At 40.4% G+C, this 22,638-nt stretch carries 16 protein-coding genes; 5 read left to right on the top strand and 11 right to left on the bottom strand.

The window, feature by feature from the left end:
• The first annotated feature begins 155 nt into the window (after nucleotides 1–155).
• Nucleotides 156–1,628, top strand: a complete 1,473-nt coding sequence (gene gtfA / locus H5126_RS05425) for a sucrose phosphorylase (protein ID WP_182719934.1) — start codon at nucleotides 156–158, stop codon at nucleotides 1,626–1,628.
• Between the two features lie 95 nt (nucleotides 1,629–1,723).
• Here gtfA and H5126_RS05420 read toward each other — a convergent pair whose 3' ends face one another.
• On the bottom strand, nucleotides 1,724–2,755 hold the full coding sequence (locus H5126_RS05420; protein WP_182695370.1) for a LacI family DNA-binding transcriptional regulator: 1,032 nt from the start codon (nucleotides 2,753–2,755) through the stop codon (nucleotides 1,724–1,726).
• A gap of 415 nt (nucleotides 2,756–3,170) precedes the next feature.
• Here H5126_RS05420 and H5126_RS05415 point away from each other — a divergent pair, with 415 nt between their 5' ends.
• The 3 genes from H5126_RS05415 to H5126_RS05405 all read left to right on the top strand — a co-directional run bounded on the left by H5126_RS05415 (nucleotide 3,171) and on the right by H5126_RS05405 (nucleotide 6,218).
• A complete protein-coding gene (locus H5126_RS05415) occupies nucleotides 3,171–3,650 on the top strand; it encodes a hypothetical protein (RefSeq protein ID WP_182692363.1) in 480 nt (159 codons plus the stop codon).
• 158 nt (nucleotides 3,651–3,808) lie between these two features.
• Complete coding sequence (locus H5126_RS05410; protein WP_182692362.1) at nucleotides 3,809–4,681, top strand: trypsin-like serine protease; 873 nt, start codon at nucleotides 3,809–3,811, stop codon at nucleotides 4,679–4,681.
• A gap of 55 nt (nucleotides 4,682–4,736) precedes the next feature.
• The gene (locus H5126_RS05405; protein WP_182719933.1) at nucleotides 4,737–6,218 is read left to right on the top strand and encodes a S41 family peptidase; all 1,482 of its coding nucleotides are present in this window, start codon (nucleotides 4,737–4,739) and stop codon (nucleotides 6,216–6,218) included.
• 34 nt (nucleotides 6,219–6,252) lie between these two features.
• Here H5126_RS05405 and H5126_RS05400 read toward each other — a convergent pair whose 3' ends face one another.
• Nucleotides 6,253–7,155, bottom strand: coding sequence for a LysR family transcriptional regulator (locus H5126_RS05400; protein WP_182719932.1), 903 nt, complete (start codon nucleotides 7,153–7,155; stop codon nucleotides 6,253–6,255).
• A gap of 130 nt (nucleotides 7,156–7,285) precedes the next feature.
• Between H5126_RS05400 and H5126_RS05395 the strand changes: the two genes are divergently transcribed.
• Nucleotides 7,286–8,044, top strand: coding sequence for an SDR family NAD(P)-dependent oxidoreductase (locus H5126_RS05395; RefSeq protein ID WP_182719931.1), 759 nt, complete (start codon nucleotides 7,286–7,288; stop codon nucleotides 8,042–8,044).
• A gap of 244 nt (nucleotides 8,045–8,288) precedes the next feature.
• On the opposite strand, the gene H5126_RS05390 is transcribed toward H5126_RS05395, so the two are convergent.
• The 9 genes from H5126_RS05390 to H5126_RS05350 form a co-directional block, all read right to left on the bottom strand.
• Nucleotides 8,289–11,222: a TonB-dependent receptor gene (locus H5126_RS05390; protein ID WP_182719930.1), complete on the bottom strand. Its 2,934-nt coding sequence runs from the start codon at nucleotides 11,220–11,222 to the stop codon at nucleotides 8,289–8,291.
• A gap of 65 nt (nucleotides 11,223–11,287) precedes the next feature.
• Nucleotides 11,288–13,948 carry a glycoside hydrolase family 16 protein gene (locus H5126_RS05385; protein WP_182719929.1) on the bottom strand — a complete coding sequence of 887 codons (2,661 nt, stop codon included), beginning with the start codon at nucleotides 13,946–13,948 and terminating at the stop codon, nucleotides 11,288–11,290.
• A gap of 440 nt (nucleotides 13,949–14,388) precedes the next feature.
• Entirely contained in the window at nucleotides 14,389–15,180 is a 792-nt protein-coding gene (locus H5126_RS05380; RefSeq protein ID WP_182758506.1) for a sterol desaturase family protein, read from the bottom strand.
• On the bottom strand, nucleotides 15,173–15,853 hold the full coding sequence (locus tag H5126_RS05375; protein ID WP_182720929.1) for a CDP-alcohol phosphatidyltransferase family protein: 681 nt from the start codon (nucleotides 15,851–15,853) through the stop codon (nucleotides 15,173–15,175). The genes H5126_RS05380 and H5126_RS05375 overlap by 8 nt, the downstream gene beginning before the upstream one ends.
• Before the next feature lie 44 nt (nucleotides 15,854–15,897).
• Nucleotides 15,898–16,536 (bottom strand): ATP-binding cassette domain-containing protein, encoded by a 639-nt coding sequence (locus tag H5126_RS05370; RefSeq protein ID WP_076924245.1) that lies wholly within the window; start codon nucleotides 16,534–16,536, stop codon nucleotides 15,898–15,900.
• A gap of 55 nt (nucleotides 16,537–16,591) precedes the next feature.
• Nucleotides 16,592–18,346 carry an ABC transporter permease gene (locus H5126_RS05365; protein ID WP_182720928.1) on the bottom strand — a complete coding sequence of 585 codons (1,755 nt, stop codon included), beginning with the start codon at nucleotides 18,344–18,346 and terminating at the stop codon, nucleotides 16,592–16,594.
• Entirely contained in the window at nucleotides 18,343–19,677 is a 1,335-nt protein-coding gene (locus H5126_RS05360; protein ID WP_182720927.1) for an ABC transporter substrate-binding protein, read from the bottom strand. Before H5126_RS05360 ends, H5126_RS05365 begins: the two co-directional genes overlap by 4 nt.
• On the bottom strand, nucleotides 19,664–20,482 hold the full coding sequence (locus H5126_RS05355) for a DUF547 domain-containing protein (protein WP_182720926.1): 819 nt from the start codon (nucleotides 20,480–20,482) through the stop codon (nucleotides 19,664–19,666). The genes H5126_RS05360 and H5126_RS05355 overlap by 14 nt, the downstream gene beginning before the upstream one ends.
• Nucleotides 20,483–20,484: 2 nt before the next feature.
• Nucleotides 20,485–22,638 carry an FAD-dependent oxidoreductase gene (locus tag H5126_RS05350; protein WP_182720925.1) on the bottom strand — a complete coding sequence of 718 codons (2,154 nt, stop codon included), beginning with the start codon at nucleotides 22,636–22,638 and terminating at the stop codon, nucleotides 20,485–20,487.

Here is a 22,638-nt window from a genome sequence, read left to right as displayed (position 1 = left end):
CTCTATTAATACTTCGTAAGTCAGTCAGTTGCTTACTGTAGTATTACGTGAGACACGAAATTTGTATGTAAAATTATTAAAAATTACTTGTAAATTCTTACTCGCTAGTTAAAGATATATCTTAATCGATTAAGTTTCAACATGGTAATCACACAATGATGAAGAATAAAGTTCAATTGATCACATATGCTGATCGAATCACTGGCCAAAATATAGGCGCGCTAACCACACTTTTAAACGGCCCTTTAAAAGGCGTATTTGGTGGTGTGCACTTATTGCCATTTTACAATCCTATTGATGGCAGCGATGCTGGCTTTGACCCTATTGACCATAGTGAAGTTGATTCTAGAATAGGCACTTGGGAAGACATACAAGTATTAGGTAAAGATCTCGACTTAATGGCTGACCTAATTGTTAACCATGTATCGGCGCAGTCTTTTCAGTTTCAAGATGTATTAGCTAAAGGTAAGCAATCAGAATTTTGGGATTTGTTTTTAACCAAAGATGATGTATTTCCAAATGGTATGAGCGAAGCTGAGCAAAAAGCAATTTACCGCCCACGTCCTGGTAGTTGCTTTACCCCAATGAAATGTGGTGATGGTAAAACGTATGACTTCTGGACCACTTTTACCGATAACCAAATTGATATAAACGTAAAAGTAGAAGCCGGTGTTGCGTATTTAAATAACGTACTCACTAAATTTTCGGCTAACAATGTAAATATTATTCGTTTAGATGCGGCGGGTTACGCTATTAAGCAAGCTGGCACTAACTGCTTTATGCTTGATGAAACGTTTGGCTACCTAGATAACTTATCTAAGCAAGCAAACGATTTAGGCATGGAAACCATTGCAGAAATTCATAGCCATTATCAAACTCAGGTAGAAGTGGCAAAACGCGTAAATATGGTTTACGACTTTGCGTTACCACCGCTTATTTTACACAGCTTATTTAACAACGATGTAGATGCACTGCTCAAATGGTTACAAATTTCGCCACGTAATTGCTTAACTGTACTTGATACACATGACGGTATTGGCATTATTGACGCAGGTCCAATGGGCGACAAACCAGGGCTATTAAATGCACAGCAGATTGATAACCTAGTAGAAACAATGCACGCCAACAGCAACAACCAAAGCCGCCAAGCTACGGGCGCTGCGGCGAGTAATGTCGACTTATATCAAGTTAACTGTACGTACTACAACGCATTAGGCGCTAAAGACTTTGATTACTTACTGTCGCGTGCAATTCAATTTTTTGCTCCAGGTGTACCACAAGTTTATTACGGCGGCCTATTTGCTTGCGAAAATGATATGGAGCTATTAGCTAATACAAATGTTGGCCGTGATATTAACCGCCCATATTTAGATGCAAATATAATCGACAAAGCCTTAAATAAGCCTGTAGTAAAAGGTTTAATTGAATTAATTAAAATTCGCAATTCACACCCTGCATTTGCAGGTGAATTTAGCGCCCAAGGTGAAGGCAGTATGTGTTGTTTATCGTGGCAACTAGATGAGCAAACTATTTCACTGACTGTTGACTTTAAATTACGCCATGCACTTATTACGCAGGTAAACGGTGATGAAGAAACAACGATTAACTTAAATTCATTTTTAGCTTAATGTTATAAAAGTAATTTACAAGCGCCATGTAAAGCAAAAGCCAAGCTTAAGTAGCTTGGCTTTTTAACACATAAAACTATTACAAGGTTTGTAAGCTAACTACTCGCACCAATCTCTAATTCGTAACTGACTTCCTGAGTTTTTTCTTCTTTAGAAATAAATAATTCGGCGGCTATAACGCCTTTTTCTTGGCTGTTTTGATGAATGGTGGTTAGGCGAGGTACAAACCGGGCTGCTTCATCAATACCATCAAAGCCCACAATACGCAGTTCTTCACCTATCTTTATGCCTTGTTTTATTGCTTCTCGCATTGTGGCAAGGGCAATTAAATCACTCATACAAATAATAACGTTAGGGCGAGGGGAGGCACTTAAAACCTCTTTAGCAGCAATATTAGCAAAACGCTCGCTGCTTTCAGGAATGTTCCAAATACGATCGTCAGCCACCGTAATATTTGCCTCGCTTAAAGCGCGTTGATAACCACGTAAACGTTGATGCGAAATAGATTGTCCGGTTTCAAATTCGTGATGCTCATACACGCGGCATAATACGTTTTCATCAAGTAATCTAAGCCCTAATATAGCCACTTTATCGCTTTGATTATGCAGTACGTGTTTAGCAATTTCGTAACTTGCTTGCTCGTTATTAATATTTACAGAGGCATTGCGAGCAATATCAAAATCAATTGTCACTACATGTTTAGACACTGTTTTTAACTGCTCAACTAACGCGTTATTACGAGGGCGGCCATAACAAATAAAGCCATCTACCAAGTCGACCACGTTGTTAAGGTTACCGCTATTACCTGAAAACAATAAAACATTAATGCCGTTTTTTTCAAGCACCGAGGTAACACCGCGCATAAAGCTGCTAGCCACAGGGTCCGACACCATGTATTCCACACTATCGGGCAGCACTAAAGCAACAATATTAAATGTGCCATTACGCAAAGATTGCGCGGCCTTATTGGGCCCGTAATAGCCCAAAGTTTTACACGCTGCGAGAATATCGTCTCGGCGTTTAGCCGATAGCTGATCAGGGCGATTAAACGCATTAGATACTGTCGCGTTAGACACACCTAACTCTTTAGCAATACTTTTTAGGGTCCAGCGGGTTTGCTTACTCATACCAATTCTTTACTCAATACACATGTTAATAAACTAACATATTCAGCGCGTTAGCAAAGTAAAAATTAAGAGTATTTACCTTAGGTGTTTTTATCGTACTTTTTACAACCCGTTTAATACCTCCTTAGAGCACAGGCGCTTTTTGAAAAGTGTGCAAAGATGATTATATGAGCAAGTTTTTATAGTTTATTCGCTTTGTTCAAGAGGAAATTTTGCTTATCTGGAATATTATTGCTCTTCTCCATTTTGGTGTATTTTTACAATTAACATATCAATTCGCACTTAACTATTTGTTTACACATATTTATTTGATGGCTAAGATAAATGTATCGCAATATTAGGATATTTGTCGGTTTAATAAACGACAATGTCGTAGATAAAATTGATAGCACTATAAGTTGAGTGGGTTGCATAAATGAAGGTTTTAAGAAAAGCGGAACCCAATATCTATTACAAAGCAGAAAGTTTTCATATTGCTGCTCAGGTTTTAAATCAAGCTAATGAAATGCAATATAGAGGATCTCCATTTATTGTAAATGCCACCTTTGCAATTGAACTTTATCTAAAATGTTTTGATGGGCAAACTGTTTTTAATCAACCATCAGAGTACTGCGAGGGTGTTACCAAATATGAGAATGTAACTAGTGAAGGTAGCAACAGAGGGCATGACCTTGGCAAACTATTTAACCATTTAAATGATGCTAACCGCAAACAAATCAGTAGTGCATTTGAAAAGCGTATAAGTGGAATAACATCAGAAGAATTTTTTGAAAAATACCGAGACCATTTTGTTTCGTGGCGTTATGGTTTTGAGGGTAATGCTACTGTTTATTCTCCATCAGAAATATTAGTAATGCTAGAAGTCTTAAAAGAGAGTGCATCGCAATATATATAGTGCTAACAAGCACTTTAAACGGAACAAAAACAGTTGGCTGTTTCGCTCCGCTAAACAGTTATAGCCAACAACTTTTGTCCGCTTAAGCGGGCGATAGGTACGAATGTTAAGCTCAAGGGGTTGACTTTTTTTCTGTCTCTTATGATAAGGATGTTTAAATGAAAAAATTTATTATTTTTGTGTTGATGATTGCTTTTAATTCGCAGGCAGTTGTTAAGCGCCATGATATTAAGCCTGAGCTGTACGAACTAAAAAATGCTCCAGAATACTATGTAGATATGCCCTTTGAAGGGACAGCTGTTTTAATAGATAAAAATTGGTTGTTAGCTCCCGCACATGTAATTTACACATTTTATTATGATTATCTTGGAAAACCTATAGAAGTAGGTGGTATCGAAAATAAAATCGATAAAATAATTTTTCACCCAGAATATGTCCAAGACCAAACTGACTGGGGGGATAGTGATCCTCAACCATTGATGGATTTTTTAAATAGCCATAGCGATATAGCATTAATTAAACTTACCGATTCAGTAGATCATATTAATCCAATTAGACGTTTTTCTGGAGAAACTGAATTAGGCCTCGAAGTTACTGTATACGGTAAGGGAGCGGTAGGTAATGGTTTAACTGGAGAATTAAGAGAGACAAAAAACGCCGGTTTTTTAGAAAAAGTTTACAACTGGTTTCGACAAAAATTTACAGACTTGGCACCGACTCAAGAATTTAGGCAGCTTAATTATTACAACAATGTTATCACTAAAGTTGATGAACGCTGGATTAGATTTAAATTTGACGCAGACGAAACTGCTCTACCTTTGGAGGGGACTATTGGCTCTGGGGATAGTGGAGGTCCTGCAGTCATATTTACCGAAGATAAGCCAATCTTAGTAGGTTTAGCCAGCTGGGTGGAAATAGACTCTGCGTTAAATCAATTCATTCCCGGAAAATATGATTCAGTCGCAGTTTTTGTCAGAGTGTCATCCTTTAATGAATGGATCGATAAAGTAATAATAGAAAATGGCCATTAAGGTACAGAGTTGCAATAACATTGCACCGGCAAGAAGATTAAAAGGAAAAATATAAATGGCTAATTTTACTTCGTTCCATATTATAACCAATCATGTATTGCTCTGCGCTTTACTACTATCACCAATTATAAATGCTGCACAAGAACCCACTCTACCTACTACACCTGAGCAGTGGCGCAGCATAACAGAGCGCGATATTAACGCGGCTTATAGTATTACTGCACAAAATCATCCAGGTATGTTTGATGTTAATAACCCAACTTTTCCTGATTTATTAAAACAAGCAAAAGCAGAGGCGCTTGCACTCTCGTCACAAGCGAGTGGGCCGCAGGCGCATGTTGCGTCAATTGCACGTTTTAGTACTGTGTTACAAGATGGTCATGCTGGTGCGTTTTCAAGCGTAGATAGACCCGCGCGCCGCTGGCCCGGCTTTAGAGCTGTATGGCGAGGTGATGCGCTAAAAGTGTATTACAGCGAAACCAACAATATTAGTAAAGGCGACGTTGTAAGCCAATGTGATGGGCAAAGCACTGATACCTTAATGCGTGAGAGAATATTTAAGTTTCATGGTGAAGTTGCACAACCTGGGCATTGGTGGCAGCAAGGTTGGCGGTTACTAATTGACGAGGGCAATCCATTTTTAACCCCTCTAAAAAAATGTGAATTTGTTAAAGCCAATAGCGATACCTATACACACGTATTAAATTGGTCAGTAAGGCCTAAGTCAGCAAGCAAGTATTTAGAAAATGCTTATAACGGTGATGAGCTTCCCATTGATTTAACGTGGCCTGAAAAAAACATTGCTTGGATTGCTATGCCTAGCTTTTCATCAACAGATAAACAAACTGCTGCATACAATAAAGTGTTTGAAAAAATAAAACAGCAGCGTAGCAAGTTACTTACTGCAAAAGCCGTGGTATTAGATTTGCGTCATAACCAAGGTGGCTCATCTTATTGGAGCTCACAAATAGCCAAAGAATTATGGGGTGAAAAGGTAGTAGAACAAAAAGCAAATGATAAATCTCAAAACACGCAAGTGTGGTGGAGAGCATCAAAAGATAATACTGACCATGTAGTGTCTTTATTAGAGATTGTAAAAGATCAGCCTGAATTATTGAAAATAGTTAAAACCGTAGCAGCTGGTATGGCTTTATCACTTAAAAATGATGCCCCATTTTATGTAGAACAAGAAACTAATACGCTAAATAATATGCCACAAAATCCTTTAACTAGTGACTTTAAAACCAAGGTGTTTGTTATTGTTCCGCCGCAGTGCGCCAGTGCTTGTTTAGATGCGCTTGATAAGTTTAAGCTTTTTGAAAATACAACGTTATTCGGTGCGCCAAGCAGTGCTGATTCTATGTATATGGAAGTACGCTTAGCTGATTTACCTTCAGGGTTGGGGAAAGTGATTGTACCTAACAAAGTATACGTAAACAGAGCGCGAGGGGCAGGGTCTTACTACAAGCCAGATATTGCGTATAACGGCATTGATTGGACAACTAATGTGTTGCTTGAGCAGATTAAAAATCTGTAACTTGTATTAGTAACTCAAGCGAGCAACTAGGTTATTACTTTGTAAATACACTCAATTGTTCTTCAAGCCAAAGCATAAATGCACTTACGCGTTTGGGTAAGTGACGCCTATTCGTGTACAAAATATTGATTGGTAGGTCGGGCATCGCGTATTGAGGCAAAACCTGTATAAGTTCGCCAGATTCAAGGTATTTACTTATACCGTGAATAGGTGATTGAATAAGCCCGAAACCACTCAGTACTGCGCTTAAATATGCCTCTGAGGAGTTAACAGTAAGCTGGCTTTTCATCGTTATTGATTGCAATTGATTATTGCTATCTAAATATTCGAAACCCGGATCAGGGATACCAAGTGTTTGACTGTAGCGAACAATGTAATGATTTTTTAAATCGTTTAGAGTTTTAGGTAAGCCATGATTTTTTACATAATAACGGCTTACGCAATTTAAAACTTTAAAGCTACCCAAACGTCGTGCAATTAATGATGAGTCGGTAAGTTCGCCCACTCTTACTACGCAATCAAATCCTTCTTTAATGACATCTACTCGTCTATCGGAGCTGCCAAGTTCTATTTCAAGATTTGGGTGCATTTTTAAAAACGAACTTAAGTTTGGAATTATGGTATCTCGACTAACAGCTTGTGGCATATCTACACGTATTCGGCCTGTTAAACCTTTATCCTCAGTTACAAATAAATTTTTTAAATCGTCAGCGTCGCTGATAATTCCCAGTGCACGTTGATAAAATAGCTCACCGTCTGAAGTCATATTTACGGTGCGTGTAGTACGGTGTAATAAACGCGTATTTAATGTACTTTCGAGCATGGTTACTGCTTGCGATACACTTGACTTAGGAAGATTTAAGCTTGTTGCTGCTTTAGAAAAACTACTGAGTTGCGCTACTTTAATAAAAATACGTATTGCATTTAGGTCTTTCATAATACCGTTTATTGTTCGTTTATTTTGAACAGTGTAACTCTTTTCAGCCTGTTTATCTTTGTTGCTTGAAAAAATATACTGGCTTGGAAGTTATTTAACTCCCCGCTTTTATTTTCAACAGGATATAACAATGAACAAACGAATTGCAGTGATCACCGGTGGTAATCGTGGGCTTGGTAAAAGCACGGTGCTTTGCCTTGCAAAGCAAAATATCGATTGCATTTTTACTTACCGTCGTCATGAAAAAGAAGCAAAAGAGGTTGTAAAGCAAGTACAGGAGCTAGGCTCTAAAGCGGTTGCATTGCAATTAGATGTAAGTGATATGCTCGGCTTTGAGGATTTTGCACAACAACTACAAAATGTCCTGCAGACTCATTGGCAACAAAGTGAGTTTGATTACTTAATTAATAATGCAGGGGTGGGGCTTACTAGCAGTTTTGCAGACACAAGTGAATCAACTTTTGATACGTTAATAAATATTAACTTAAGGGGAGTATTTTTTGTTACCCAAACATTGTTGCCCTTTATAAAAAACGGTGGTCGTATTATTAATTTATCAAGTGGTTTAACGCGTTTTTCATTACCCGGTCATATTACTTATGCAATGACCAAAGGTGCAATAGAAGTAATGACAAGGTATTTAGCTAAAGAACTTGCACCTAAAAATATTACGGTAAATGTTGTAGCCCCTGGTGCAATTGAAACCGACTTTGGTAATGGCGCCGTTCGTGATAACGATGAAGTAAATGCGTTTATTACATCACAAACGGCAATGGGCAGAGTCGGTGTAACAGACGATATAGGGCCTATGATTGCCAACTTATTAGCGGACGAAAACCGTTGGATGACAGGCCAGCGACTTGAGGTATCGGGCGGTATGTATATGTAATCATACCAACCGACATGAATCTTTGAGCAATTTAGTGAATTAAATTTCACTATAATGTCGCTGAAATTTTTATTTAGAACAACTAGGTACAAAAATTTTTGCCTAGTTATAGCGTAATTTTCTTAACGTTAAATAGACCCCATATATAAACAGATTGGTACCATTTATTAAAAAATTATGACTTTAGACAATAAAAAACCGCTCAGTGAGCGGTTTTTTGCATTTTTTACTAAAGGAAATTTAGTTAGAACGTGTAACGAGCACCAATTGAGTAACGAGGACCGTATTGATTAGCAAATAAGAACTGCTCTTCGTAACGTCCGTAACCTTCTTCGGTTGCATTATTTAAGTTTATGCCATCAAAAAATACCGTTACGTTTTCGTTTACATCGTAGTTAACGCTCATATCCCATTGGCCATACGCTTTAGCATATTGCGGAGGCGCATCAGCTGAACCTTGCGCTTGGCCAACACCAATTAGGTATGAGTCGCGCCATGCATAAGTAATTTTAACTGATAGGCCGTCTTTTTCGTAAAAGCCTTGGAAGTTAGCTGAGTCACTTAAGCCTGTAAGCGGTGCTTGTTGATCAAGGCTTTCGCTATCAAATTCAACGTCGCCATCTACAAACGTTGCGTTAACACCAACACCAAAACCGGTTTCACCAATTAAGTGCTGAACAGCTACTTCAAAACCATCCACCGATTTACTGTCGGTGTTTTGTGGTTGGCTAATATTCCATGTAATTAGCGGATCGTCGCTGTTTGGTTCAATAACGCCATTTGCATTGCCGTAACCGCTGGCAATCATTTGTGCAAAAATAGCGTCGGTTGTTGCTTGCTCACCACGTGATTCAATATCGCTTACGGCTTGTAAGTAACGAGGGCCGTTTAAAATATCGTGCAAGCCATCAATAGTGGTTTGCGTAATAGTGGTTTGAATAAAGTTATCAACATCTTTTTTAAAGTAACCAACAGACGCGTAGCTGCCTTCTGCGTAGTAATACTCAAGTGATAAATCAAGGTTTGTTGATTCAAACGGCAATAAGTTTGTATTACCTTGGCTACCTGTACGAGAACCCGGTTTTGGGCTCCCTGTTAAACTACGGCCACCGGCTAAATTACCTAGTGGTGCACGCGACATTGTTTTACCCCAAGATACGCGGGCTACTACGTCTTCAGTTAAATCAACACTTACGTCGATTGAAGGCAGTAAAACATCGTAATCACCTTGTTGCTCTAAGAAGTTATCATCGCCGCCAGCAGCGTATTGCATGATCCACTCTGAAGCGCTGATCCAATTAACTTGATCTTCAACGCGTTGGCGCACAGTACTTGTTACGTCTGTTTGCTCATAGCGTAGGCCTGCATTTACTTTTACGTAGTAGTTACTTACGTCAAATTCCCAGCTTGATTGAACATAAAAGCTATTAGTGATTTCTTCTACGTAGCTTTCGCTGTCAATACCATCCATATATGCATTTGCGGCGTATGCATCGCCGCCTGTCACATCAGCTGTTAAGTAAGCAATTTGGCGCGCAACAGCTTCGTCAAAATCGTAGGTATAGTAGTAACCAGGTTGTAAGTCACTGCCGCCCCCTTCAAATTGATCTAAAAGGCCCGATGTATCGTGACGGGTAAACATGCCGTCTGGGAATATTTCTGTATACGACGGGTTAAAACCAGGGCCACCTACTAAACCACTCCATGCGGTGTAACCACCGGTGTTTTGTTCTGTACGTGATGCGCCAAATTTGACTTTAACTAAACCAATGTCATAACTTTCGTTATACCATGTTGTATGTAGCTGTAATTGTTCAATGTTTGATTCACCCGGTGAGTGAGTAAACTGACTAAAGTTTGAATCAATTTCGCCAGGCGTTAATTCACTTGTGCCATTTAACCAATTAACTTGTGCACTGGGTACTTCGCCCGTGCGGTAATCATAAATTTTATTAGCTAGCTGATCAGAACCTAAAATTACTTGGCCGGCACTTCCCAGCCCATTGTCGGCGCCGTTATCGGTTTCGTTTTTAGAGTCGTGGTAATCAAGCTCTACGTGCCACGTGTCACTAATTTCCCAATCTAGGTTTAAACCAAGTGAGCGCGCTTTTACTTCTGAAGTTCCTTTATTAGCTGTGAATGACGCATCGTTACCGCTAATATCAGCATAAACAGCCGTACCATTTTCATCAAGCTCGTAGCCATTAATATTGCTACCAAAGTCGTTCCAAATACCCCAACCAATACTTTGAGAACCTGTTACAGCTTTACTTGCGGTGTAATCAAGTGTTGCTACAAAGCCATCTACCGGTGCATATTGAAAGGTAACTTGTCCGTTTGTACGTTCACGTTCTACATCTTCAATAGAGTAATTCATGTCTTTAGGGAAGTAGTAGTTACCTGCAGGGTCTGTGCGGTTATCAACGACGTTGCTGCTATCTAATTCAGGTAAGTCTACGTTTGCCTGCCAGCCTTGAATATTGGCACTTTGTTTTTGAAAGTCACGCTCTTGGTGCGAAAACGAAAAACCAAAGCCAAAAGTGTCATCTACAAAAGTATTGCTGTAAACAGTAGAAAACTCTGGTGTTACGTCATCACCAGCTTCGTTTGACGAGTCGTGATTTGCTTTAACGGTTGCTGAAAAGTTTTGACCCGGCTTTTGAAAAGGGCGCGCAGTAGAAATATTAACTGTTGCACCTAAGCCACCGCTTGGCACGTCTGCACGTGCTGTTTTAAAAACTTCAAGGGCACTTACGCCCTCAGAGGCAACGTTTTCAAGATTATACGAGCGTGTATAACCTGTGCCCGGCATTTGGCGGCCATTTAAGGTTATTAAGTTAAACTCAGGGCCAAAACCACGTACTGTAATTTGGCTACCTTCACCGTTTGCACGGCTTACCGATACACCGGTAATACGTTGTAATGATTCTGCTAAGTTGGTATCTGGGAATTTACCCATTTCTTCAGACGAAATGGCATCTACAATACCTGAAGAGTCGCGTTTCATATCCATAGAACGAATAAGTGAACCACGAATACCTTTTACTTCAATAACTTCTACATCAGATGAAACGCTTGTTTCTGCTTCTGCCGCAATAGCTGTGTTTAATGTGCTCGCAGCAATGATGAGAGACACAGAAGCCGCAAGTTGGCTCTTTTTAAAATTGAATGTGTTCATAATAGCTCTGCTTTATAAAATGTTGTTGTGTAGCAATAGGCGCTAAGCGCCTATTGGTGTGTGTTTTATGGATTTGCAATAATCACGTTATCTATACGGTAAAGCGCGCCATCGCCCATGTCCCAGCTAGGAAAAACCATAATTACGTTTAATGCGCTAATGTCTAGGCCGGCATCAAATAATTGCTGAAGAGGGAAGGTGTATGTTTGCCATTCGCCCGTTACAGGTACTTGGCCTTCAACACTGCTAGATAAAGCAAGCTCTACGGCACTCGATGTAACAATTGATTCAATTTTAAATAGCCATTGTGCGTCAATATCTGAAGGGGCTGATACAACTTTCATATCAAATTGAACTACACCATTTTCAAGTATTGCAGAGGCATCAAACGATACGTCTTCATCAGCAATAAAGCCCATTACTGTTGCAGTAGAACCAATGCTAAATTGCGCTACTGCGCCATGCGCGTCATCATCGGTTTCTGTTGTTGGTGTAGAGCCACCACAACAATCCCAAATACTCCACTGATCGGCAGCTGCATCTTTAAATACAGTAAGCTCACCCGTTGCAGCTGGCGCTGCATTTGGATTATAAATCTTAACGTTATCTACACGGTAAACAGAGCCTTCACCTGCCCCCCACGCTGGGAAAATCATTAATACATCTATAGTACTTACATCTAAGCCAGCAGCTGCAAGATCAGACAATTTAAATGTATATGTTTGCCACTCGCCAGTAACTGGCGCTACGCCTTCAACACTTGCCGTTAATTCAAGCTCTACTGCAGAGTCTCCGCCATTTGACTCAACTTTAAACAACCACGGTGTAGCTGGATCGCTAGGAGTAGAGGTTACTTTTAAATCAAATTGAATAACGCCTTCATCTAAAATGCTACTAGCGTCAAACGATTCGCCTGCGCCTCCTGACGATGTGCGGCTATTAAAGCCCATCACAGTAGGCTCTGCACCAATGCTAAACTCTGCAGTTAGACCATGTTCTTCATCATCCATAGCTTCAACAGGGGTTGAGCCACCACAACAATCCCACATTGGCCATGCTAGATTTTGCTCATCAGTAAAAATAGTAAGCTCAGGTGATACGCCTAAGTTATCTTGAGTAATCTCAACATCGTCAATTAAATAAACAGCGCCTTCACCTGCGCCCCATGCTGGAAACACCATGATCACATCAATTGCACTAATATCTAAATTTGCTGCATCTAGATCTTTTAGTAAAAATGTATAAGTTTGCCATTGGCCAACAACAGGGCTTACGCCTTCAACACTGTCTGTAATCGGCATTTCTATTGCGCTAGAACCTTCATTACTTTCAAGTTTTACAAGCCAAGCTGCATCAGCTGTGCCTGGTGCATTTGTTACTTTCATTTTAAAGCGAACGTAACCTTCATCCAGCATTGGAGATGCATCAAACGGGCTGGCTTTTCCTGCTTCGTCAGTAATAAAAATCTCACGGCTAATAAAGCCCATTACAGTGGGTTCTGCACCTACTACAAATTCAACTACATCACCTTGGGTTTCATCTGCAACAATAGCGGGAGTAGAACCACCACAACAATCCCATGCAGGCCAGTTTGGATTAAATGATTCACCAAAAATAGTTAGTGGTGTTGCAATGCCTGTCGAAGGTGGGCTAGGGATTGGTGCATCGCCTTCAAGCAACGCATCGTCTAAGCTATTGTAACCTGGGCGAATAGTTTCACAGCCTTTACCTGTTTCAGGGTTTGATGCACATTGATAAACACGTACGTAATCAATAGCAAAGGTTTGGCCGTTTTCAAATGCGCTAGCGTCTACACCTAAATCATTTACGTTTTCAGGCCAGTCACCGCCTACTGCTAGGTTTAGCAATAAGTGAAAGTCTTTATCAAATGGTGCGCTATCCCAGTGAGTTTCAAGCTCGCCAGAACCTTGTTCAAAATATTCTGCAAACCAGCCACGATGTTTTAGACCTACAGCCTCGCCACTTGCATTAGTACGAACTTCAGATTGACGCTGAGTTGCATAAAGGTAACCGTCTACGTACCAGCGAATTTCACCTTCTTGCCATTCAACAGCATACGTGTGGAAGTCATCAGCAGGATTAGTATCTTCAGGGAATTTAAATTCTTGCCCTGTATAGCTGTTATCTGGCCACGCGCGTCCGTAATGAAGGGTGCCGTGGATACTAGACTCTATACCGCCGTCTTCATCTGGTGTTTTAAGGTTTACTGATTCTAAAACATCTATTTCGCCAGAACGAGGCCAAGTGCCGTAAACTTCATCAGTTGGTAGCATCCAAAATGCTGGCCAGCTACCTTGTCCTGATGGAAGTTTGGCGCGCACTTCAAAACGGCCATACGTAAAGTCGGCGTTATAACGCGTATTTAAGCGTGCTGAAGTGTAAGGTTTTTCTGCACCTTCCTCAGCGGGTAGGGCAACAATGTTTAACAGACCGTCTGCAATAAATGCATTTTGCTCGCTGTCGGTGTAACACTGTTTCTCGTTGTTACCACCGCCATCGCAGTTTAATTCATAGTTCCATTTGTTTGTATCAATGGCTGAGCCTTCAAACTCGTCGCTCCAAACCATTTGCCAATCTGAAACTGGCTCAGAGGCATCTACATTTTCAAAATTTGATTTAGTGGCAGAGTCGCCACCACAGCCAGCTAACGTAACTAAAGAGATAGCGGCAAGTAAACGTGTAATGTGCGTTGTTTCAATGTTCATAACTGAACCCCGGTTTCAACAGATTATTGTCAGATTAATTGTTTTTTGAGCTTTGTTTTTTCATTCTGTAAGCGCTTACATTTTGATATGTGTTTTGTAAGCGCTTACAAATGATATTGTGGAGTACGCAAATGGTCAACATATTTGTTTATTTTATTTACAATTAGTTTACGGTAAGACCAGTTTACCAATTTTAGATTGTATATAAACTGCAGTTTATACAATTAGTTATGTTGTTTGTGTTTTTTGATGGGAGCGTGAGCGGAATATTTTTTACGTCAAAAAAGTAGGGAAGGACTTAACAATTAAAAGGTTAGTTACAGGTATATTTATAGTATTTAAGGAGTATTTTGTTATACCAATCTACATAAAAGCAATTTTAAGTGGATTGGTATTATATGAGATAAAATATGCTTGTTTTTACTTGTTTTTACTTGTTTTTACTTGTTTTTAAAAGGCATTGTAAGTAACCCCAAAAGGGACGCATTTTGGTTTTGGCTTGGGTATTCTTTTAAACCAATATTTATATCTGTGTCGGCTTTTGTTGCTTTATCTTTGTAGCTACCAAATAATTTATCCCACCAAATTACACTAAAACCATAGTTTGAGTTAGTTTCGCTAACCACTTGGCTATGGTGAATTCGATGCAATATTTGCGTCATTAGTATTAAACGCAGTGGTTTTTCAATGGCATTAGGTAGGCGTATATTTGCATGATTAAATAATGCTAAACCATTAAGTGCTATTTCAAAAATAAGTACCGCAATGGCAGGTACGCCAAGAGCAGTTATTGCAATGAGTTTTATAAGTATGCTCAGTACAATTTCGATAGGGTGAAAGCGCAGCCCTGTACTGGTATCTACGTGTGCATCGGCGTGATGTACACGGTGCAAGCGCCATAAAATAGGCACGTTATGAAATAACCTATGTTGCCAATAAATTAATATATCGAGTAAAAGTATGCTCAATATAATAATTAAACTGCTTGGTAGAGCTATTTGATTAAATAAGCCTATGCCGTGCTCTTGATTGTAAAGTGCTACGGCGGTTAGCCCAATGGGAACTACTAAGCGCGCAACAACTGATGAAGCAAACACTAATCCAAAATTAGCAAACCAACGTGTACTGCTTTTTATTGGTGATTTACGCGCTGGTTTTTGCGCTTCAAGCAGCATCATTATAACTAAAATGCTAAAAAAGAAGCCTAGTCGCCACCATACTTCATTAGTCATTTATTACCTCAGAATTTGAACTGCTAGGCACGTTTTCAGCTGCTTTGTTAGCATCGGCTTCTTGTTGCTTAAGTGTGTGATAACCGCCATGTATACGGGTAAAAATAGTTATGCCACACGCAATAGCAAAAATGCTCGCCATAACCGCAAAGTGCTGCGGCCAAATACAAAATGCAATAAATAGCGCTATTGTTTCAGTGCCTTCGGTTAAGCCGTTTAAGTAGTAAAAGCTTTTGTATTTAAATTGCGGTTTTTCGAGTTTAAATTTTTCGGCGGCAATCGCAAAAGCTAAAAAGCTTGAACCCGTACCAATAAAAGTAGCAAGTAATAACGATCCCGCTATCGCGTTTTGCTCAGGGTTTGCCAAAATAAAGCCAAGCGGAATAGCCGCGTAAAATAAAAAGTCGAGTGTGATATCTAAAAAGCCACCTGCGCTTGAACTTTGGTTTGCATAGCGTGCTAATGCGCCATCAAGTCCATCTAAAATTCGATTTAAAGCAATGGCAACTAATGCGCCGTACCACATTTCAAACGCCAGTAATGGCACTGCTAATAAGCCAACTAAAAAGCCAACTACGGTTAGCTGATCGGCGGTTATGCCGCGTTTATGCATAAGCATAACCACAGGTGTTAACAGTGGCTTAATTACAGGGGTGATAAATTTGTCTAGCATGTTTGTTGCCTTATGCGTTTAAAACTATTCATTAAAGTCATGTATTAAAGTGCGCTACTTAAAGTAATGAGTTTGCCATTTGCAGCGTCGGCATCGCTATGATCATGAGTAACCATAATTGCAGGTAGCTTATGATCGCGTATTTGGCTAAACACGAGTTCGCGTGTATCAACACGCAGTTGGGTGTCGAGTTTGCTAAAGGGTTCGTCAAGTAAAATGGCTTTAGGTTCGCTCAGCAGCATACGTAATAATGCAACACGAGCTTGTTGCCCACCTGAGAGGTTGTCGGGGTGACGATTACCCATGTCTTTAAGGCCGACTTTCTCAAGTGCGTGTTCTATTTTTTCAAGGCGTTGTTTTTTATTGCCTTTGGGCATTGCAAAGGCAATGTTACCAGCAACAGTTAAATGCGAAAACAATAAAGCGTCTTGATAAAGCACTCCAATATGGCGCAAGTGTGGAGGGGTGTTATCGATATTTTGACCATTAAGCCACACCTCTCCATTGGCCTTAAAGCTACTTGGTAAAGTACCCGTAAGCCAATTTAATAAGCTTGATTTACCACTGCCTGATGGGCCCATAATAGTCAGAATTTCACCGCCATTAACTTGCTCGTTTAAGCTAAGTAACAGTTCATTTTGGCGATAAAGCTGACAATTTTTAATCTGTAACGATGACTGCATTAAAAAACCTTAACCCTGATAGTGTTAAACATGGGTGCTTTACATATGTGCACGTTTAAACACGTGCACTTTTGAAAAAATATTTAGGTAAACCCCATGCCAGTATAAATCCAATAAGCGGTAACACCATTTGCATAATAGCGTACACGGCACTGGTGCGTCTGCTTGCGCCATTGGCAAGCGTAACGGCTTCGGTTGTTATTGTGGCTATACGCCCGCCGCCAGCTAAAAGCGTGGGGAGGTATTGTCCAAAACTAATAGCTAAGCCCAGTGCGGCTGCAATTAAAATAGGGGCAAACAACTGAGGTAGTTTTACTTTAAAAAACACCTTACATGGCGCTGCGCCTAAGCTTGCTGCAACATGAGCAAAACGAGGATCTAAGCGCCTATAACTGCTCGCAAGTGACAAAAACACATAAGGCAACACAAACAGTAAATGCGTAAGTACCACATTAAAAAATGCGGCTTGGTTATTTAACAATTGCTGTATCCATACTAGCCCAAACAAAAAGGCAATACTGGGTACTAATAACGGTAAGTAAATAATTAAACTGGTAAAACGAGAAATAGGTTTGTCACTCAATTGCTCTGATTCTAAACACAATAAAGTAAGAATAATGGCAAATAGTGTGGTTACTAAACCGATTGCTAGCGTATTAAAAAGCGGGCTGCCCATTTGCATTAGCGCACTTTTAAAATGCAGTAGCGTAAATTGCTCAGGCATTGCATCTGGAAAGCGCCAAAAGCCTGCAACCGACCACATAACTAAACCAATAAGTGACAACAGTATAAAGCTAATTACTAATGTGGTGAGTACTACCGTTATTTTTTGCCAATAAAAGCCGCCGTATTCGCGCACCCCATTAGTGAGAGAGTCGCTAAATAACACTTTTACGGCCTTTTCTGCGCCAAGCCAGAGCGCTAATAACCCGCCTGTAACAGCCAGTTGTAATAAAGCACCTGCAGAGGCTTTAATGCGCAGGTTTAAATCAACATCGTTAAACCAATGCATTATTGCAACGGCTAACGTGGGTGGTGTATTTGGGCCTAAAATGAGTGGCATTTCTACACTGGCACTTGCATAGGCAAGCACGGCTAAAAGGGGTAAACGCAGCAGCGGATAAAGACTTGGCAGTATTACTTTAAAAAAGGCGGTCATTGGGCAATAACCCAAGTTAAGCGCAACCTTATGTTGTTGGCGTAATTTTTTGCCAAGCTCAGGTTGAGCAAGTACGCCCAGTGCCATTAATAATAAAAAGGGAAGCTCTTTGAGTGTTAAGCCTAAAATAATACTAATACCGAACGAATCATGCGGAAACATGCCGTTTGGTGCAAGTTCCCAGCCGCTTAACCAAGGCGACGCTAAGCGTGAAATCATACCTGAAGGGGCTATTAAAAACCCCACCGCAATAGCGGCTGCGGCATGAGGTATAACTAATATAGGGCTCAATAAACGCTGAATTTGGTTAAGCCACGGGCTGTTAAAAAACGCAGCTAAAATCATTAGGGTAATGATAAATGCAAGCAAAGTACTTATTAAGCCTGTTGCAACGCTTAAGGTAACCATTTGGGTAAGGCCAGGTGTTTGCCAAAGGGCATTAAAACCTTGCAAGCTAAACGTTGTTTGCTCAAGTACGGGCGCATAACCAAAGGCAGGCAGCAATACGCTAATTAAGCCACCAAGTACGGGTAATATAAGTAAAGCGAGTAAAAATCGCGGGCTAAATTTTACAATGCGCGTAAACATATCGGTGCTGCACTGCGTTGTTGCTTTGGTATTTACTGCTACACTTTTTGAAATGACGCTCATTGGCTTACTCCATAACGGGTTTGCCAACCTTGCATAATGGCGTTTACCCAGCTTGGACGAGGTTCGCTCAATGTGCGTTTAATACTGTTTAAAGGCAGTGCACTTGGATGCGGTTTAGCTGTTTTAAATAAGGCTTGCTGATCAGGTGTTAACGTTGATTGAATAAGTACGCTTTTATCGCCCCATATATGCGCTTTTTGTTTTTCAGCTTGCGCCTCAGGGCTCATTAAAAAATTAGCCACTAATTGCGCACTTTGCTGGTGGCTTGCATTGTAAGGGATTGCCACGAAATGGGTATTACTCAAACTGCCATCACTCATTGCGTAACTGCGAATGCTGTTTGGTAAATCATAGCGTTTTACAGCAGCGGGTACTTCTGGTGCTGAAAAAGTAAAGGCTAAACTCAACTCTGTATCGTCCACAAGGCGGCGCATTTGAGCACCACTTTGCATAAAATGAGTGCCACCACGCCAAAGAGTTGGGTGTAATTTATCTAAAAAGTCCCACAGTGGGTTTAACACTTGCGCTGTATTTTTAGTTGTAGCTGGTTGGTTTAGCTGCGCTTTAATACTTTCGCTGCTTTGCTGATGCAGTACAACTAAGGCGTATTTTAAAAAGCTCATACCTAAAAAGTCAGGCGGCTTTGGGTAGCTAAAGCGACCAGGGTTTTGCGCGCTCCAGTTTAATAATTCGTTTAATGTCGTCGGCAATTTATTGTTTGCCTTACCATTTATTGCAATGCTGTCGTAATAAAATGTAAGTGACGCTTGCCCCCATGGAGCCTCCATACCATTGGTAGGTAAACCAAAGTCAAAGGTTACAGCAGGGTTGTTAGCCGGATCGGTTAATGCAAAGTAGGGGAGTTTATTAGCCCATTCTTTTAAAAGCAGAGAGTGCTCACTCATGGTGGCAAAGTTAGCCCCGTTGATCCACATTAAATCTACGCTGCCTTGGTTGTTATTGTTTGCTGATTTTTCGGCAAGTACACGGCTTACTGCTTCGCTGGTATCGCTTAATTTTACATGCACTAGGTTAATGTTGTACTTAGTTTTAACTTGCTGAGCTGCCCATTGAATATAGGCATTTATTTGCGCGTCGCCGCCCCATGCATAAAAGTATACATCTTGATTGCGACCAAGTGTTTGAACTTGTTGCCAGCGAGATCCCTGTTGTATGTTAATTACTAAATTACTTTTACTATTTGAGTTAATAGCGGGATTAGCAAACGCAGTGCTCGAAAAAACAGCTAAATTTACGATTGCACAAACGCAAAACGCGACACAGCAAAAGCTGTATCGCGTCAGTGTTTGCCAAAACTTAATGGCGAACATTTAAATCCCAGTTGTAGTCGAAAAATTTAACTTTCATGTCATCATTCTTAAGTGCTTTTTGCTGAGCGGGTATCAGTTTAAGGGCATCAGGATACTGCAAGAAAAACTGCTGTAGCGTGTTTGCACCTCTAAAGCCTTTTTCAAAGTCATCGCCGTACCACTTAAATATTGAAGACACGCTTAGCGTATTTTCTTGAGCCATATTACGTGTCATATCAGATAAAAAGCGCACCGTTTGCTCTTGCAATTGGCTTTCTAAATCAGTGGCTGTATACGCTTCTTCTCGAAGCGCTGGACAACCAATACTCGCGCAATTTACCGCAAAGTGAATGCGTGGGTCGTTGTATTTACCGCTACCACGTATTAAACCATGCTCAATATCATCAAGGCTGCGAGTTTTGCCAAGTAATGGCACAAACTCTTTACTCCATGGTGAGCTAAAAAAGCTCCCTAAGTCTTTAATTGATTTAAGATCTGGGTACTTTGTCAATATAAGTTCAACAGTCCACGCATTATAAGCATTGATTAAAAAAGCGAGTTGCTTAGGCTTTTCCCATGCGTCAAATTCGCTTTGCGTTACAGCTGTTAACGAATCTAAATACGTTTTTAGCTGTGCATGCTCACGTTTTATGGCAGCGTAATCAACCTCAGTACTGTGATTATGGTTAATAGCGACAACATGCTTATTTAACAATGCATTCCAGCTATCGTGCATATTTTGGGCTTGGGCCGAAAATGACGTTGTAAACGATGTTACAACTAAAGCCGAACCAAGTAGTAATGCTTTTAGAGGTGTTTTAAACATAATTAACCTCGACGCCAAGTATGGTATTTTTCAAGCATGTTAAGCACTTTTTCAGGTGCATGAGCGCGTTTCCACTCGCCTGCTGCGTACTTATTACCTTCAGCCCAAGTAGGATAGCTGTGTATAGTACCGAGTATTTTATTAAGGCCTAAGCCGTGTTTCATTGCCAGTACAAACTCAGCAATCAAATCGCCAGCGTGTTCAGACACCACGGTAACACCGAGTATTTTGTCTTTGCCTTTGGGTGTAATCACTTTAATAAAGCCTTTTGTAGCGCTGTCGGTAATTGCGCGGTCTAGCTCTTCAAATTCAAAGCGAGTAATTTCGTAATCTATGCCTTTGTCTTTTGCGTCTTGCTCGTTTAAGCCAACACGTGCTACTTCTGGGTCAATAAACGTAGTCCACGGAATAACACGGTAATCTACTTTAAACTTTTTAAGGTGACCAAATAAGCCATTTACCGCTGCGTACCAACCCTGATGAGCGGCGACGTGCGTAAACTGGTATGGACCTACAATATCGCCAGCTGCGAAAATATTTGGGTACAGTGTTTCTAGGTATTCGTTAGTTACTACTGTGCGGTTTGTTTCAATGCCTAGCTCTTCAAGACCGTAACCTTTAAGGCGTGCACTTCTACCAACGGCACATAATAGCTCGTCGTATTCAATATCTATTTCTTTGTCGTTATGTTTAACAACAATATATTTTTTACCATCGCGCGTTTCACAGCGAAGTGCTTGGTGCGATGTTAAAATATTAACGCCACTTTCGGTTAACGCTTCGTGAGCAAAAGTAGACACTTCAAGATCTTCTTTGATCATGATGCGCTCCGCCATTTCAATTTGCGTAACGCTTGAACCTAAACGAGCAAAGCTTTGTGCTAATTCGCTACCAATTGGACCACCACCAAGTACTACAAGTTTTTTAGGTGCCTCATCTAGCTCTGCAAATTTATTCCACAATGTATCGCTTGTTACATAGCCAGTTTCTTCAATACCAGGTAGTGGCGGTACAAATGGGCGTGCGCCAGTTGCAATAACAATAGTACGAGCGGTGAGTGTTTGCGTGCCACCGTCGTTAAGTTTAATTTCTACAGTCCACGGGTCTATTAATTTACCGTAACCTTTTACAACATCTACGCCTAGGTTGGTGTAACGCTCAACACTGTCGTGTGGTGCTACATCGGCAATTACTTTGTGTACACGTGCCATTACTTTTTTGAACGAAAACTGCGGTGTCGCATTTTCTAGGCCGTAGTTTTCACCATGGCGAATTTGTTCTGCAATTTTAGCGCTTTTAATGACTGCTTTACTTGGAACACAACCATAGTTTAAACAGTCACCGCCCATTTCGCCCGCTTCAATAAGGGTTACTTTTGCTTTAACAGCAGCGGCTATATAACTTGTTACCAAACCACCTGCGCCTGCGCCAATAACAATCATGTTACGGTCGAATTTTTTAGGCTTAGTGTAGTTTTTGTATACGCGACGCTTTTTAAACACGTTTAAGATTCCTTTTGCAATGAATGGGAATATACCCAATAAAGCGAATGATAAGATTAAGTTGAATGATAAAATTCCAGATAAGCTTTCTATTTGCGCCAGTTGTGTACCTGCGTTAACAAATACAAATGTACCGGCGAGCATACCTGCTTGGCTTACCCAGTAGTAAGTCCAAGACTTTATTGAAGTAACACCCATTAGTAAGTTGATTAAAAAGAACGGAAACACCGGCACTAAACGAAGGGTAAATAAGTAAAATCCACCTTCTTTTTCAACGCCTGCATCAATGGCGGCTAATCGCTCAGGAAAACGTTGTTTAATAGTGTCACGTAGTAAGTAACGCGATACTAAAAAAGCAAGTGTTGCGCCAATAGTTGAGGCAAAAGATGCAACCAATAAGCCTTCAACTAAGCCAAACAATGCACCTGCGGCAAGTGTTAAAATAGCGGCGCCTGGTAAAGAGAGAGCAGTTACTACTACGTATAGTAAAAAGAACCCACCAATAACGAGTAACGGTGACTGCTCTTTGTATTGGTTAAACTGATCCATCGATCCTTTTAAGCCATCAAGCGTAAGTAGTTGGTGTAAGTCAAAATGAAAGAACAGGCCGACGGCGGCCGCTGCAATCAATAATAGAAATATTTTTTTAATCAT

Origin of the sequence: Pseudoalteromonas sp. SG45-3 (assembly GCF_014164075.1) — a bacterium.
Taxonomy (GTDB): Bacteria; Pseudomonadota; Gammaproteobacteria; order Enterobacterales; family Alteromonadaceae; genus Pseudoalteromonas; species Pseudoalteromonas distincta.
Note: the sequence above shows the minus strand (reverse complement) of the source record. Positions and strands in the feature narration are given on the sequence as shown.

Coding starts and splice junctions, on each gene's coding strand:
- gtfA (WP_182719934.1), top strand. CDS start 156: ATGATGAAGAATAAAGTTCAATTGATCACATATGCTGATCGAATCACT.
- H5126_RS05420 (WP_182695370.1), bottom strand. CDS start 2,755: ATGAGTAAGCAAACCCGCTGGACCCTAAAAAGTATTGCTAAAGAGTTA.
- H5126_RS05415 (WP_182692363.1), top strand. CDS start 3,171: ATGAAGGTTTTAAGAAAAGCGGAACCCAATATCTATTACAAAGCAGAA.
- H5126_RS05410 (WP_182692362.1), top strand. CDS start 3,809: ATGAAAAAATTTATTATTTTTGTGTTGATGATTGCTTTTAATTCGCAG.
- H5126_RS05405 (WP_182719933.1), top strand. CDS start 4,737: ATGGCTAATTTTACTTCGTTCCATATTATAACCAATCATGTATTGCTC.
- H5126_RS05400 (WP_182719932.1), bottom strand. CDS start 7,155: ATGAAAGACCTAAATGCAATACGTATTTTTATTAAAGTAGCGCAACTC.
- H5126_RS05395 (WP_182719931.1), top strand. CDS start 7,286: ATGAACAAACGAATTGCAGTGATCACCGGTGGTAATCGTGGGCTTGGT.
- H5126_RS05390 (WP_182719930.1), bottom strand. CDS start 11,222: ATGAACACATTCAATTTTAAAAAGAGCCAACTTGCGGCTTCTGTGTCT.
- H5126_RS05385 (WP_182719929.1), bottom strand. CDS start 13,948: ATGAACATTGAAACAACGCACATTACACGTTTACTTGCCGCTATCTCT.
- H5126_RS05380 (WP_182758506.1), bottom strand. CDS start 15,180: ATGACTAATGAAGTATGGTGGCGACTAGGCTTCTTTTTTAGCATTTTA.
- H5126_RS05375 (WP_182720929.1), bottom strand. CDS start 15,853: ATGCTAGACAAATTTATCACCCCTGTAATTAAGCCACTGTTAACACCT.
- H5126_RS05370 (WP_076924245.1), bottom strand. CDS start 16,536: ATGCAGTCATCGTTACAGATTAAAAATTGTCAGCTTTATCGCCAAAAT.
- H5126_RS05365 (WP_182720928.1), bottom strand. CDS start 18,346: ATGAGCGTCATTTCAAAAAGTGTAGCAGTAAATACCAAAGCAACAACG.
- H5126_RS05360 (WP_182720927.1), bottom strand. CDS start 19,677: ATGTTCGCCATTAAGTTTTGGCAAACACTGACGCGATACAGCTTTTGC.
- H5126_RS05355 (WP_182720926.1), bottom strand. CDS start 20,482: ATGTTTAAAACACCTCTAAAAGCATTACTACTTGGTTCGGCTTTAGTT.
- H5126_RS05350 (WP_182720925.1), bottom strand. CDS start 22,638: ATGATTAAAAAAATATTTCTATTATTGATTGCAGCGGCCGCCGTCGGC.